The organism is Streptomyces sp. NPDC028298, assembly GCF_055565895.1.
Genome location: NZ_JBVHTL010000003.1, coordinates 403221 through 418824 on the forward strand (window position 1 = coordinate 403221; position 15604 = coordinate 418824).

Annotated in this window: 4 protein-coding genes and 1 pseudogene; 2 read left to right on the top strand and 3 right to left on the bottom strand. The window is 71.4% G+C overall.

The genetic code is table 11. The annotated features are described in order from the left end of the window. Nucleotides 1–27: 27 nt before the first annotated feature. A pseudogene (locus ACZ4TO_RS16935) lies at nt 28–11457 on the top strand (amino acid adenylation domain-containing protein); the annotation flags it as partial. A 31-nt stretch (nt 11458–11488) separates the two neighbouring features. On the opposite strand, the gene ACZ4TO_RS16940 reads toward ACZ4TO_RS16935, so the two are convergent. Beyond that, the gene (locus tag ACZ4TO_RS16940) at nt 11489–13042 is read right to left on the bottom strand and encodes a DUF4246 domain-containing protein (RefSeq protein ID WP_468024793.1); all 1554 of its coding nucleotides are present in this window, start codon (nt 13040–13042) and stop codon (nt 11489–11491) included. Between the two features lie 67 nt (nt 13043–13109). Between ACZ4TO_RS16940 and ACZ4TO_RS16945 the strand changes: the two genes are divergently transcribed. Then, nucleotides 13110–13649 (top strand): hypothetical protein, encoded by a 540-nt coding sequence (locus ACZ4TO_RS16945; RefSeq protein WP_468024552.1) that lies wholly within the window; start codon nt 13110–13112, stop codon nt 13647–13649. 71 nt (nt 13650–13720) lie between these two features. On the opposite strand, the gene ACZ4TO_RS16950 is transcribed toward ACZ4TO_RS16945, so the two are convergent. Together ACZ4TO_RS16950 and ACZ4TO_RS16955 are read right to left on the bottom strand one after the other, a co-directional pair. Next, nucleotides 13721–13909, bottom strand: coding sequence for a hypothetical protein (locus tag ACZ4TO_RS16950; RefSeq protein WP_382786514.1), 189 nt, complete (start codon nt 13907–13909; stop codon nt 13721–13723). A gap of 33 nt (nt 13910–13942) precedes the next feature. Next, nucleotides 13943–15055 carry an aminotransferase class V-fold PLP-dependent enzyme gene (locus ACZ4TO_RS16955; protein ID WP_468024553.1) on the bottom strand — a complete coding sequence of 371 codons (1113 nt, stop codon included), beginning with the start codon at nt 15053–15055 and terminating at the stop codon, nt 13943–13945. Between the last annotated feature and the right edge of the window lie 549 nt (nt 15056–15604).

A 15604-nucleotide genomic window follows, 5' to 3' on the forward strand; every position in this document is an offset into this window, starting at 1 on the left:
CGCGTACGCGTCGAGGAGTAGCCGATGATCCCGTTGTCCTTCGCTCAGCGCCGGCTCTGGTTCCTGTACCGGCTGAAGGGGCCGTCGGCTACGTACAACATCCCCTTCGCGCTGCGCCTGGAGGGGGAGTTGGACACGACGGTCCTGGCCGCGGCCGTGGCGGACGTCGTCGCCCGGCACGAGAGTCTGCGCACCCTGCTCGTGGAGAGCGAGGACGGCGTTCCCGAGCAGCGGATCCTGCCGGCCGAGGAGGCGGCGACGCCGTTCCGGGTGGTCGACATGGCCGCCGAAGCGGTGGGCGAGGCGATGCTCGACGTCGTCCGTGCGGGGTTCGAGCTGGACCGGGACCTGCCCCTGCGGACCGCCGTGTTCCGTGTCTCGCCCCGCGAACACACGGTGCTGTTCGTGTTCCACCACGTCGCGGCGGACGGGGCGTCGATGGCGCCGTTCGTCCGGGACCTGCTGTCGGCCTACGAGGCACGCGGGCGCGGCACCGCGCCCGACTGGGCTCCGCTACCGGTCCAGTACAAGGACTACACCGTGTGGCAGCGGCAGATGCTCGGCGACGAGGACGACCCCGACAGCGTCGCCGCCGAGCAGTTGGAGCACTGGCGCCGCGAACTCGACGGGGTGCCGCAGCCGGTCCAACTGCCGCTGGACCGCCCGCGGCCCGGCTCGGCCGGCCATCGCGGCGCCGAGGTCATGTTCGAGCTGGAACCCGAACTGCTGACCGGAGTGCGGAAGTTGGCCGCGCAGCACGGCGCCACGGCGCCGATGGTCGCCCAGGCCGCGCTCGCGGTCCTGCTGCACCACCTCGGCGCCGGCAACGACCTCACCATCGGCAGCCCCATCGAAGGCCGCCCCGACGAACAGCTCGAGGACCTGATCGGGTTCTTCGCCAACACCTGGGTGCTGCGCGTCGACCTGGCGCACAACCCGGCGTTCGGTGATCTGCTGGACCAGGTGCGCGAGCGGGCGCTGGGCGCCTACGACCACCAGGACGTCCCCTTCGAGCACCTGGTGGAACTCCTCGACCCCGACCGCACCACCGCCTACCAGCCGCTCTTCCAGGTGATGCTGGCCTGGCAGTTCGTCTGGCCGGAGATCGAACTGCCGGGCCTGCGGGGCACCCTGGTCTGGCCGGGCACCGAGACGGCGAAGTTCGACCTGTTCCTCAACATCGTCCCCGACGCCTCCGGGCGGGCGTACGGACGCCTGGAGTACGCGACGGAACTGTTCGACCACGCGACGGCCGAGTCCCTCGTCGACCGCTACGTGCGGGTGCTGCGGCAGGTGGTCGCCCGTCCCGGGACCAGGCTCGGCGCGGTGGACGTGCTCACCGAGAGCGAGCGGGCCGGGCTGGCCCGGTCGAACGACACGGCGGCACCGGCACCGGCGCTGGGGGCGACCGTCCCGGAGCTGGTCACCGCCCAGGCGGCACGGGCCCCGCAGGCGACCGCCGTGGTGTGCGGGAGGACCACCTTGTCGTACGGGGAGCTGGAGGTCCGCGCGGGCCGGCTGGCCGCGGTGCTGCGTGAACAGGGCGTGGGGCCGGACGTCCTGGTGGCCGTGGCCCTGCCGCGTTCGGTGGACCTGGCCGTCGCGCTGCTGGCCGTCCTCAAGGCAGGCGGCGCCTACCTGCCGCTCGACCCGGCCTTCCCCTCCGAGCGCGCCGGCCTCCTGCTGGACACCGGACGCCCGTCCCTGGTGCTCACCGACCACGACACCGCACACACGGTGGCCGGCTGCCCGACCCCGCTGCTGCACCTCGACGACCTGGACCTCGACCTGGACCTGGACGGCCCCGTCGTCGACGCCGCGACGGCCGGGATCGGGCCCGACCACCTGGCGTACGTGATGTTCACGTCCGGATCGACCGGGACACCCAAGGGCGTCGCCGTCACCCACGCCGCCGTCGTCAACGGCGTACAGGACCTGGCCCGGCGCACCCACGTCACGGAGGGCTCCCGGATGCTGGCCGCGACCTCGGTGAACTTCGACGTCAGCGTCTTCGAGATCTTCACCGCGCTGACCGCCGGAGCGAGCGTCGAGATCGTCCGCGACCTCCTCGAACTCGCCGAGCGCGACGCCTGGTCGGGCACCACCGTCAGCGCCGTACCGGGCATGGTGTCCGCGCTCCTCGACCAGCTCACCGCCGACGGCTCCAGCGGCCTCCACCTGGACGTGGAAACCGTCGTGTTCGCCGGTGAGGAGCTCTCCGGCGACCTGGTCCGCAGGGTGCGTCAGGCGCTGCCCGGCACCCGTGTCGTCAACGCCTACGGCCAGACGGAGAGCTTCTACGCCTCCACGTTCACCGTCCCGCGGGAGTGGACCGGGACCGGTGCGGTACCGGTCGGCGCCCCGCTGACCGACATGCGGGCCCATGTCCTGGGGCCGGAACTCGCCCCGGTCCCTCCGGGCGTGACCGGTGAGCTGTACGTGGCGGGCCCGGTCGCCCGCGGTTACCACCGGAACGCCGCCGCCACCGCCGAGCGCTTCGTCGCCTGCCCCTTCGGCCCGCCCGGCGCCCGGATGTACCGCACCGGCGATTTGGCCCGGTGGGACGCCGAGGGTCGGCTGATGTATGCGGGACGCGCCGACGACCAGGTCAAGGTCAACGGCATCCGCGTCGAGCCCACCGAGATCGAGACCGTCCTGGCCCGGCACCCCGCCGTCAGCCGGGCCGCCGTCACGGTGTGCGAGGACCCCTCCGGCAGCAGACGGCTCGTCGGCTACGTGGTGGCGGTGGACGGCGGAGCGGGCGACGGTGACTTCGCCCTGGACGCCGGTGTCTCGGTGGCCGACCTGCGGCGGTTCGCGGCCAGGCGGCTGCCCGACTACATGGTGCCCGCCCACCTGCTGGTCCTCGACGGGCTGCCGCTGACCCCGAGCGGGAAGCTGGACCGGGCCGCGCTGCCCGAGCCGCGGTTCGCGGGCGCCGAGTACCGGGCGCCGCGCGGCGAGGCGGAGCGGGTCCTGGCCGAGGTGTACGCCGACGTGCTGGGCGCCGGGCTTGGACAGATCGGTGTCGACGACGACTTCTTCGCCGGTGGCGGCGACAGCATCCGGTCCATCCAGGTGGTGGCACGGGCCAAGGTGCGCGGTGTCGTCGTCACCACGCGGGAGATCTTCGAGCACCGTACGGTCGCCCGGCTCGCGGAACTGGCCGAGGGCCGGACCGGACAGGAGCCGGTGGCGGTGGCCGAGTTGGAGGGCGGGGGAGTCGGCTGGGCGCCGCTGCCGCCCACCGCGGCGCACGTGCTCGCGCTGGGAGGCGGCATCGGCCGGTTCTGCATGTCCGCCCTGCTGACCCTGCCCGAGGACATCGACCGCGCGGACCTGGTGGCCACCCTGCAGGCCGTACTGGACCGGCACGACGTACTGCGCTCCCGGCTCGACCGCGTCCGGCCGGGCCTGTGGATGGAGGCGGCCGGACACGTCGACGCGGCCGCGCTGTTGCGCGAGGTCCCCTGGCGGACGGCCGACGCGCAGACGGAAGCGGACGCGACCGATGCGCGGATCGAACGGGACGCGGCCGACGTGCGGGCCGAACTGGACGCCGCCGCCGGCCGTCTCGACCCGGACGCGGGCGTGATGGCCCAGTTCGTGCGGCTGATGGACGACAGCGGACCGGACCGGCTGCTGATCGTGCTGCACCACCTGGTCGTCGACGGTGTCTCGTGGCGGATCCTGCTCCCGGACCTGGTGGCCGCCTGGCAGCAGATCCGATCCGGCACCGCCACGCGACCGGCGGCGACCGGCACTTCGTTGCGCCGATGGACCCACGCCCTGGCCGAGGAGGCCGTCCGCACCGAGCGGATCGCCGAACTGCCCCTGTGGCAAGGCATCCTGGACGGCGGCGAACCGGTTCTGGGGGCACGGGAGTTGGACGGCGCACGTGATGTCGCCGCGACCGTGGACACGGTACGCGTCGGCGTCCCGGCCGACGTCACCAAGATCCTGCTCGACACCCTGCCCACGGTCTTCCGCGCCGGCGTCGACGACGGCCTGCTGACCGGCCTCGCCCTTGCTCTCGCACACTGGCGCCGGACCCGCGACGCGTCCGGGCCCCAGGCGACATCGGCACTGGTCCGACTGGAGGGCCACGGCCGCGAGGAACACCTCGTACCGGGCGCGGACCTGTCCGGCACGCTCGGCTGGTTCACCGCCATGTACCCGGTCCGCCTGGACGTGACCGGCATCGACCTGGCGGACGCGTTCGCGGGCGGTCCGGCGGCCGGCCGGGCGGTCAAGGCCGTCAAGGAACAGCTCCGCGCGGTTCCGGACTCCGGCCTCGGCTACGGCCTGCTCGCCCACCTCAACCCCGACACCGCCACCGTACTGGCCGGGGCGCGCCGCCCGCAGATCGGCTTCAACTACCTGGGCAGGACCGCCGGTACGGACATCCCCGAGGAACTCCGCGGCCTGGGCTGGGCGCCGGACACCACGCACGCCGACCTGATCGCCGCTCCCGACCCGGACATGGAGGTGCTGTCCGCGCTGGAGATCAACGCGGTCGCCGCCGACACCGGCGCCGGCGAGGAACTGACCGCCTACTTCGGTTTCCCCACCGGCCTCCTGTCCCGCGAAGAGGTCGGGGAACTGGCAGGTCTGTGGGTCCGGGCCCTGACCGCGCTGGCCCGGCACGCCACCACCGCCGACGCCGGCGGACTGACCCCAGGCGACGCACCTCTCGTGACCGTGGCCCAACAGGAGATCGACGCCTGGGAGGCCCGCTTCGGCAAGCTCGCCCAGGTATGGCCGGCCACCCCCGCACAGTCCGGCCTGCTGTTCCACGCGATGCTCGCCGGCTCCTCCTTCGACGCCTACCACATGCAACTCGTGTTCCATCTGTCCGGCAAGGTCGACGCGGAACGGATGCGCCGCGCCGGACAAGCCCTCCTGGACCGCCACCCCGCCCTGCGCGCCGCGTTCGTCGACCGCACGGACGGCGATCTCGTACAGGTGATACCGGAATCGGTGACGCTGCCGTGGCGGCACCTCGACCTGACCGCGGCCGAAGAGCCGCAGCGCGCCGAGGAGTTCGAGCGGTTCCTCGACCAGGACCGGACCACCTACTTCGACACGGACACCCCACCGCTCATCCGGCTCGCCCTGGCCGCCCTCGAACCCGACCGGGCCGAACTGGTCCTGACCGCCCATCACGTCCTGTTCGACGGCTGGTCCACACCGCTGCTGATGCGCGACCTGCTCCTGCTCTACGCCGCCGACGGCGACCCGGCCGCGTTCACCCCCGCGCGCGACTACGCCGACTTCCTCACCTGGCTCACGCGGCACGACCACGAGGAGTCCGCGCGCGTCTGGGCGGCCGAACTCGACGGTGTCCAGGAGCCCACCCTGCTCGTGCCGCACGCGGGAACGCGGCACGATTCCGCGGGCATCGGCAGCATCGAGGTCGTGTTCGAGGGCAAGCAGGGCCTGTCCCGACGGGCCGCGGAGCTGGGCGTCACCCTCAACACCCTCGTCCAGGGCGCCTGGGCCGTGCTCCTCGCCCGGCTCACCGGACAGTCGGACATCGTCCTCGGCGCCACCGTGTCCGGGCGCCCGGCCGCGGTGAAGGACGTCGACGCCATGGTCGGGCTGTTCATCAACACCATTCCCGTCAGGGTGCGTTGTGACCGGCAGACCACCTTCGCCGACCTGCTCACCGATCTGCAGCACCGGCAGGCGGCCCTGCTCGACCATCACCAGCACAGTCTCGCGGAGATCCAGCAGGCCACCGGGCTGGCGACCTTGTTCGACACGATGGTCGTGTTCGAGTCGTATCCCATCGACCGGGAAGCCATCGGCGAGGCCAACTCCGCGGCCGGTGTCGCCATCACGGGACTCCGCCCGTTCGCGGGCTCGCACTACCCGGTCATCCTGGCGGCCGCGGCCGACCCTCAGCTCCAACTGGTCCTGCAGTACCAGAAGGACCTGCTGGACCAGGAGACCGCCGAAGCCCTCGCCGACCGGTTCGTACGGGTCCTGGAGCAGGTCGCCGCCGCACCCAGGGCCCCGCTCAGCGCCATCGACGTGCTCGGCGAGGACGAACACGACCGCCTGGTACGGCAGGTCAACGACACCGCCCGCCCGGTCGCCGCGACCACCCTGCCCGACGCCTTCGAGGCACAGGTCGCCCGCACCCCCGACCGGATCGCGGTGATCGCCGAGCACGAGCGGCTCACCTACGCCGAGTTCAACGCCCGCGCCAACCGGCTCGCGCACTGGCTGATCGAGCAGGGTGCGGGCCCCGAGCAGCTCGTCGCGGTGAGGATCCCGCGTTCGGTGGATCTGCTGGTGGCGGTGTACGGGGTGGTCAAGGCGGGTGCCGCGTATGTGCCGCTGGACACCGAGCTGCCCGCCGAACGCGTGCGCCACATCCTGGCGGGCGCGAACCCGCTGCTGCTCCTGGAGGACTCCCTCCCGGACGTGTCGGCGTATCCGGACAGCGACCCGGAGCGGGCCCTGTCGCCGGACAACGCGGCCTATGTCATCTTCACCTCCGGCTCGACCGGCGGGCCCAAGGGGGTGCCGGTGGCGCACCGCTCGATCACCAACCGGATCGAGTGGGGCCTGGAGCACTTCCAGGTCACGGCCGAGGACCGGATGCTGATGAGCACCTCGGCCAGCTTCGACGCCTCGGTGCCGGAGATGTTCTCCAACCTGCAGATGGGCGCCTCCGTCGTGGTGGCCGGGGCCGAGGGCCGCCGCGACCCCGCCTACCTCGCCGAACTGATCCGGCGCGAGCAGGTCAGCGCCGCGTTCTTCGTGCCCTCGCTGCTCTCCGCCTTCGTCACCGAACCCGCCGCCGCGCACTGCGGCAGCCTGCGCTGGATCGAGGTGGCCGCCGAGGCCTTCCCCGCAGCCCTGGCCAACCGCTTCACCGAACTGCTGCCTTCCTGCGCCGCCCACAACCTGTACGGGCCGACCGAGGCCACCGTGGAGGTCACCGGCTGGCAGCACGTCCCCGGCGCCGACCGCGTCCCCATCGGCACCCCCATCTGGAACAACCAGGTCTACATCCTCGACGCCTCGCTGCGTCCGGTCGCCCCCGGGGTGGCCGGCGAGCTCTACCTGGCCGGGACCTGCCTGGCCCGCGGCTATCTGGGCCAGAGCGGACTGACCTCGGAACGCTTCGTGGCCTGCCCCTTCGGCGCGGCCGGCACCCGCATGTACCGCACCGGTGACCTGGTGAAGTGGAACAAGGACGGGCAGGTCGAATACCTCGGCCGCACCGACTCCCAGGTCAAGGTCAGCGGTTTCCGCATCGAACTCGGCGAGATCGACCACGTCCTGTCCGGGCATCCCTCGGTCGCACAGGCCGCGGTCGTGGTCCGCGAGGACCAGAAGGGCGACCAGCGTCTGGTCGCCTACATCGAACCCGACCCCGACGCCGCCGTCACCGACACCACCGCCCAGATCGAGGAATGGCGCCACGTCTACGACGACACGTACACCGCCTCGGCCGAAGGCACGTTCGGCGAGGACTTCCAGGGCTGGAACTCCAGCTACACCGGTGAGCCGATTCCGCTCCAGGAGATGGAGGAGTGGCGGGACGCGGCGGTGGCCCAGGTGCTGCGATGCGCCCCGCGCCGGGTGCTGGAGATCGGCGTGGGGTCCGGCCTGCTGCTGGCGAAGATCGTCGGCGAGGTCGAGGAGTACTGGGGTACCGACATCTCGCCGACGGTCGTCGACCGGGTCCGGGCCCAGGCCGACGAGGCCGGTCTCGGCGACCGGGTCCGGCTCAGCGCCCAGGCGGCCGACGACCTCTCCGGGCTGCCCCGGGGCGCCTTCGACACCGTGATCGTCAACTCGGTGGCGCAGTACTTCCCGAGCGCCGAGTACTTGGACCGGGTGCTGCGCCAGGCCATGCAACTCCTCACCGACGACGGGCGGTTGATCGTCGGTGACGTCCGCAACGCCGCCACCCTGCGGATGCTGACCACCGCCGTGCAGCGCGCGGCGCACCCGTACGCGTCCTTGAGCGAGGTACGGACCCTGGTGGAGCAGGCACTGCTCGCCGAGCGGGAGCTCGTGGTCGCTCCGGAGTGGTTCGCCGACTGGGCGCGTGAGCATGCCGGCGGCGTGGACATCCGGCTGAAGGCGGGGCAGGCGCACAACGAACTGACCCGGCACCGCTACGAGGTCGTGCTGCACAAGGCGCCGACCGATGTCCTCGACCTTTCGGGTGTGCCCGCGGTGGCGTGGGGCGGGGAAGTCACCGGCCTGGCCGGCCTCGGTGGGTGCGTCGAGCGGGCGGCCGGTGGCCCGGTGCGGGTGACCGGGATCCCCAACGCACGGCTGACCGAGGAGGCCGCGGCGACCGCCCCCGCCGGTCGAGGCCCAGCCACCGTTGCGAGCGCCATAGGCGGTCGAGGCACGGGCGCTGCCACGCCACCCACTGTCGCGCCCTCCGGGATGCCACTCGATCCAGAGGAAGTCGCAGACTGGGCGCGGCGGCAGGGCCTGGACGCCGTCCTCACCTGGTCGGGCGAGACCGTTCACGCCTTCGACGTGATCCTCCGGCCCGAGGGGGAGGACGGGCCGAAGCCTGTCTCCGGAGGGTTCGTTCCCCGTCCTGGTGCCGACCAGATCCGGGTGAACGCCCCCGCGCTCGCGAAGGCGATCGGCCCCCTGCTGGCCGAACTGCCCGCCTACCTGCGTGAACGCCTTCCCGACTACATGGTCCCGGCCGCTTTCGTACCGCTCTCGCGGCTCCCGCTGAACCCGGCCGGAAAGATCGACCGACGAGCACTGCCCGCGCGGCACACGACCGTTGTGACAGGTCGAGGGCCGCGCACGTCCCACGAAGAGAAGCTGTGCGCCCTCTTCAGCGAACTGCTCGGCCTGGAGAGGGTCGGCATCGACGACGATTTCTTCGCGCTCGGCGGGCACTCGCTGCTGGCCACCCGGCTGATCAACCGCGCCCGCGCCGACATGGGGATCGAGATACCGATCCGCAAGATCTTCGACCTGCCGACGGTGGCCGCGTTCGCCGCATGGGCCGGCAAGGCGGCCGCTCCCCGCCGCCTGCGGTTCGAGCCGCGCGATCACACAGGGGAGAACGCCGCGACTCCGCTGTCCTTCGCCCAGCGCCGCATGTGGATCCTGCACCAACTGGACCGTGGCACGGCGACCTACACCATCTCCCCGACGTTCCGGCTGACCGGGCCACTGGACGAGGGGGCCCTGGCCGCCGCGATCGGTGACGTCGTCGCCCGACACGAGATCCTGCGCACCACCTATGTGACCGACGCCGACGGTGAGCCCGAGCCGAGAATCCTGTCGGCGGAACAGGCGCCGGTGCGGGTGCCGGTGATCGAGGTGGCGCCCGAGGACGAGTCCCGGGCGATCGAGGAAGCCGCCGCGCACTGGTTCGACCTCGCGGCAGAAATACCTTTGCGGGCAACCCTGTTGCGCCGCTCCGCCCAGGAGCACGTCCTCGTCCTGGTCATCCACCACATCGCCACGGACGGCAGTTCGGGGGCGCCGCTTGCCCGCGATCTGGCCGAGGCCTATGCCGCGCGCCTGGACGGACGGGCCCCGGAGTGGGAGCCGTTGGCCGCTCAGTACAAGGACTACGCGCTGTGGCAGCGTGAGTTGCTCGGTGACGTGGCGGACCCGGAGAGCCTGGCGGCGGCCCAGAGCGAGTACTGGCGCAAGGAACTGGACGGCGTGCCGGAGCCGCTGAACCTGCCGCTCGACCGCCCCAGGCCACCGGTGCGTAGCTCCGAGGGCGACATGGTCGATGTCCTGGTGGGACCCGAGTCCGCGGCCCGGCTGCGGAAACTGGCCGACGCACGCGGGGTGACCCTGTCGATGGTCCTCCAGGCCGCGCTGGCCGTGCTGCTCGGCGAACTGGGGGGCGGCGAGGACGTGCCGATCGGCAACCCGATCGCCGGCCGCACCGATGAAGGGCTGGCCGACATGGTCGGGTTCTTCGTCAACACCCAGGTGCTGCGGGTGGATCTCTCCGGCAACCCGTCGTTCGCGGACCTCCTCGCGCGGGTGCGGGACAAGGCGCTGGCGGCCTACGAGCACCAAGACCTGCCGTTCGAGATGCTGGTCGAGGCGCTCGACCTCGAGCGCTCCGCGGCGTACCAGCCGCTGTTCCAGGTGATGTTCGCCTGGCAGAACTTCGACAAGCGGAGACTCGAACTCCGAGGACTGGAGGTCGAGTTCGAGCAGCACCTCACGTCGACCGCTCAGGCCGACCTGATGTTCAGCATGGCGGAGGAGGACGGTACCGGGGCGCTGCGAGGCGACCTCGTCTACGCGACCGAGCTGTTCGACCGGGAAACGGCCGAGGCGATCGCTGCGGGGTTCGTCTCGGTGGTGGACCAGTTGGTCGCCGCCCCGCAGAACCCGGTCAACGCGATCGAGGTGCCGGAGGCCGGACGGGGCAGGCTCGCGAAGAAGCCGAGCGACCGCCGTCCGGGCACAGCGCGCGAGGGGCACCTGAGCGGTTCCGGTCCGCGCAACGCGCACGAGGAGAAACTGTGCGCCCTGTTTGGTGAGTTGCTGGGGGTCGAAGGGGTCGGAATCGACGAGGACTTCTTCGGGCTCGGAGGGAATCCGGACCTGGCCACGCGCCTGAGCACGCGCATCGGCGAAGAGTTCGGCATCGACCTGCCGCTCAAGACGATCACCGACTACCCCACGGTGGCCGAGCTGGGCGGGCTGGTCATCGTCGGCGGTACACCGGACGACCAGAGCGACTCGTACGGGGTGGTGCTGCCCCTGAACAGGGATCCCGGTACGGGCAAGCCGCCCCTGTGGTTCTTCCACGGAGGCGGCGGCCTGGGCTGGGCGTTCTTCACCTTCGCCCCGCACGTGAAGGACCGGGCGGCGTACTCCTTGCAGTCCCGTGGCTCCAACGGCAAGGATCCGCTGGCCGGTTCGGTGGAGGAGATGATCGACGACTACCTCGCCCAGATCCTCGCCCGCCAGCCGGAAGGCCCGTACCACCTGATCGGCTGGTCCTTCGGCGGCCCGGTCGTGCACGCGGCCGCGGCGGAGCTGGACCGGCGCGGCCACCGCGTCGGGCTCGTCGCCGTCCTGGACGCCCCGCCGGCGACCACGTCTCCGGAGAGCCCGTTCAAGCAGGTGGCGGGCAGGACGGCGGCGATGTACCGGGGGGACGTCGAGGAGGTCTTCGGCCAGTACATGAACACTGGCAACCTGGACGGTTTCCTGGAGGACATGTCCAAGGTGGGTGCCAACAACCTGAACAAGATGGCGGTGTTCGCGTCACCGGTCTACCGCGGCGACCTGCTCTACTTCAACGCGAAGTCGGACAAGGTCGACGGGCTGTCGTCGTACGGGCCCGGCTGGCGCCCGTACGTCCTCGGCTCCCTGGAGGAGTACGACATCGACGCTTCCCACCACGACCTGCACATGCCCAGGCCGGCGGGCCAGATCATGGAGGTGATCGCCCGCAGGCTGGCGGAGTGACGGGGAGGGCCTGCGGGCGACGGGCCGGACCTCAGTGCTCGCAGAGGGAGAATTCGCGCTCGTAGAGCTGCTCGTTGTGTTCGGCGACGAAGAACTTGCGTTCCCGCATGAGCTGTTCGCGGTATTCCCTGGCTTCGTCGAGTGTCATGGTCGAGGTGGCGGACCACGGTTGCTGCGGAGGCACGTCGGATGTCGAGACGATCGTCTCCGACGGGTCGACGAGGAAGAACGCGAGAATCTTGCGGTGGCCCGGACGGGTGTCGTCCGTGAGGCGGAATGAACCGACACGGTGTTGCAGGATGTTCGGGAACGCCAGGCAGCGGCCGGCCGGGGTCGACGCCGATCCCAGCACCTGGTTCAGCGCGTCCTCGTTCTCCAGGCCGTAGACCTCGCGGACCCCGTTGTCGTCGTTCTGCTCGTAGTTGGGGTCGTCGAGTGCCGCCCGGAAGCTCAACCGGCTCTCGGTGATGTTCTCGCTGTCCCAGTAGTAGATGCCGGTCGAGACGATCCGCTCGTTCAACATCCCCTCGACGTGCCAGGAACCGCCCGCGTACTCGGGCTTTTCCGGGGTGAGATGGATGGTGGCGAGCTTGACGATGACCTGGAGAGGGCGACCGCGCAGGTCGACCCGGACCGATGCGTCAGGCGCCTCGGGCGCCACGAAGGCCGGGGCGTCCGGGATGGTCGGGCGACGGCTCTCCCACCACTCGTCATGGGCCTGTTCCCACGCACGGACGGCTTCGTCGTAAGCCCCACTCTCACTGTAGGAGGACTTGTTCGGATACTCCGGTTCCCGCGACTCGTACCACCCGTAGGGATCGGCCTGGATCCGCAGGGGCCGCGGATGGCGGAGATCGGTGAGCACGTTCTCCAGCAGCGGGCGCATGCGCCCGAACAAGTCCGGCAGTACGGAGGCCAGTTCGCGATGGGTCTCGGGGTGGACGTTGTTGACGTACGAGCGGAAGGTGACCTCGCCGTCGTCACTGACGTCGACGTCGGTGGGCAGCCACTGGAACTTCTCGGAGAACTCGTAGCGCGAGTAGCGGTTGGTCGGGTTCTGCCAGGCCTGCTCGGGTGCGCCGCTCGCGTCCTTCACCAGGCAGAACAGGGAGGGATGCACCAGGTCCAGCACCTGGCCGTCGGATCCGGGATGCCAGTCCAGCTCGGCCTCGGGGACCTCTTCCAGAACCCGGACCGCCTCGCGCAGCCGGGTCGCGAGCTTGTCGTCGATGAGTGTGTCCGACTGCCACACCCCGTCCACGGCGGACACCTCGACGCCGGTTCGCGCGTCCCGCAGGGCGGCGTAGTACGCGAGTTCGTCGAGCACGTAACGAACCTGCGCCTCGGTGAGGCCCTGGGCGACGGCTTCCCGCGTCCACCTGTCGACGATGCCGGCGTCGTTCATCTTGTCGAACCAGCCAGGCTTCGCCCGAATGTGCGCGCTGCACTGCATGATCTGAAGTTCCCGCAGCGTGCGCGGTGTCGCGAACGACAGGGAACGCGAACCATGAAAGGGCAACGGGAAGGCGGGCAGGGCAGTCAATTCTCTCGATCCTCCAGGTCGGTGTGCGGTGGCGGGAACGATACGTCAGCGGACTGACATCACTCCGGGGGCCGCGGGTCGTGCGGGCCCGACCGCGGGGGACCGATCGATGCCGGTCCGGCGAGGCCTGCTGCTGATGCGCCAGGATCTGCGTGTGACGGAGTACGAGGGAGACCTGGTGACCTTGCTGCGCGAGCTCGACGCCCCCGAGTTCCTTGAGCGGCCTCGGGGTTACGACCGCGGCGAGACGGGTGCGTTGTTCGACGTCCTTGTGGCGCGACTTGAGGACGACTTCGCGGCGCCCTGTGCCCGCGAACGGGACACGCAGGACTCCAGCGAGTACGGGCGGATCACCGTGCCGGCGGACGCGACTGTGTGCGGAACCCGGATCGTCGTCTGCGTGAGCAAGTTCGGCTCACTGGCGCTGGTCTGCGCCGACAACCCCGGTGCCTTCCTGGGCACCGAGGAAGCGCAAGCCGAGGGCGAGTTGGACGCGGCGGATCTGGCCAACATCGAGCGGACGCTGGCCCACCTCGGGTACGTGGTCGTTCCCGAGGAACTCCTGGAGAGCGACTACGCCGGGCCGAGCGAGCTGCCCGTGCACGGTCGGCGACCCACCTGGTGGGACCGCTTCTTCGGCATCTTCTGACGAACGCGTGGTCATGGACGAGCGGTGCCTGCGCGACAGTCGTCAGCGCCAACTCCCTGTTCAGGGTGCCGCTAGCGCTTCTGTGCTCGGTAGCGTTTCATGAGCGCGGTGATCCGGGTCGGGTCCGCCTGCCCGTTGAGCTCGGCCGTCAGATCGTCAGGGCACAGCTCGTAGAGATCTCCCCACCATCGGCGACCTCGGTTGTCCCAGATTCGATAGCCGCCGGGCACTCCTCTGGCGACGTAGCGTCTCTTGCTCATCGGAGCCCCCTGTCTTCCGCTCGGCCCGGTGGTTCAGTTGCCCAGTGTCGACAACGCCGCCGCCACCCTCTCGGAGACCTCCGGTGGGGTCGAGGCGTGGGGGGAGAAGCGGAGTGAGTCGGTGCGTACGGTCGGGGTGACGCCCTCGGCGTGCAGCGCCTTCGCCACGACGGACGGGTCGTGGTTCGGCAGCGTGAAGGAGAGGATGCCTGCGCGCCGCGCCGGGGTGGTGGGGGAGAGGACGCGGGCGCCGTGGGCCTCGACCGTCTCGGTCAGCTCGGTGATCCGCTCCGCCACGGCCGTCTCGATCGCCGATACGGTGTGCCGCTCCACCAGCTCCAGCGCGGCCGCGAACGCGGCTGCCGTCACCGGGCTGAGGTTGGTGATCGACCAGCGCCGCGCGTCCGCCGCCGGCGGGTGTTCCTCGCCGTCGAAGACACCGACCTCCTCGACGCCCGTCCAGCCGGTGAGGACCGGTTCCAGGGACTCCAGAGCGCGGTCCGAGAGAGTGGCGAAGCCCGTCGCCCAGCCCGCGCGCAGCCACTTCTGGCCGCCCGCCACGACCACGTCGGCCGCGTCCCAGTCCATCGCGGCCACACCGAACGCCTGGATGGCGTCCACGATCAGCAGCCTGTCCGGTCCGATCGCCTCGCGCAGCGCAGCGAGGTCCGCGCGGAATCCGGTACGGAAGTCCACGGCGCTGACGGACACCGCGACCACGTCGTCGGTCAGCGCGGCACGGACCAGCTCCGGCGTGACTCCGCCGCCCGGCACCGGATCGAGCCAGCGCGGCGTGGCCCGGCCCAGGTCCGCGGTGCGGCGCCACGGATAGTGGTTCGCCGGGAAGTCGCTGCGCGGGGTGAGGACCACGCCCGTCCGGATGCCGAGGGCGGCGTGGAACAGGCCGGTCGAGGCGTTGGGCAGCAGCACGGTGTGCCGACTGTCGGTGCCCGCGAGGCGCGCGGCCGTGTCGCGGGCGACCGACTCCGCGCGCATCAGGCCGTCCACGGTGGTGTGATCGGCGAGGGCGGACTCCCCCATGGCCCGCGCGGTGGCGGCCACGGCGTCCCGCGACGGCGGACCGAACCGTGCGAAGTCGAGATACCCGGCGGGTGTGTCGAAGTGGGCTGCGTACGACGTGAGCACGGGGCTCGTCCTTCCGGGGCGGCGCGGGTCGGGCGGTGTGGCGGTAAGCGCACCTGCTGATCAGGGTGATCGGCCAGGTGGTCGGGATGAGCAGGGTCGCGTGCGCGCGGAGGACGGCGTGCCGCTTTCCTACCGCGCGTGCGCGGAGGCCCGCGTACCCCGTCCACCGACGTGAGCGATTCTGCCCGCTCGCACGGTACGCGCCGCAATCCGCGGGGACGGGCGCGGGGGTGCAGCCCCACATTTCGAGGGCGGCGGTCCCCATGCCGGAGGCGCGCCCTGCCTACGCGTGCGCACTCCGCGTCCCGGCATCCGGCCCGCCTCGGGCGCACCCCGCGTCCCGGCCTCCGACCCGCCTCGGGCCCACCGCGCGTCCCCGCGTCCGGCCCGCCTCCGGCGCACCCCGCGTTCCTGCGTCCGGCCCGCGTCCGAGCCGCCCCCGGCGCACCCCGCGTCCCGGCGCCCGCCCCGCCCCCGGAGCGCCCTGCTTCCGGCGCCCCGCCCCGCATCCCCACCAGCAGAAACACCACAGGCCGGGCACCTCCGCAG

Coding starts and splice junctions, on each gene's coding strand:
- ACZ4TO_RS16945 (WP_468024552.1), top strand. CDS start 13,110: ATGCCGGTCCGGCGAGGCCTGCTGCTGATGCGCCAGGATCTGCGTGTG.
- ACZ4TO_RS16950 (WP_382786514.1), bottom strand. CDS start 13,909: ATGAGCAAGAGACGCTACGTCGCCAGAGGAGTGCCCGGCGGCTATCGA.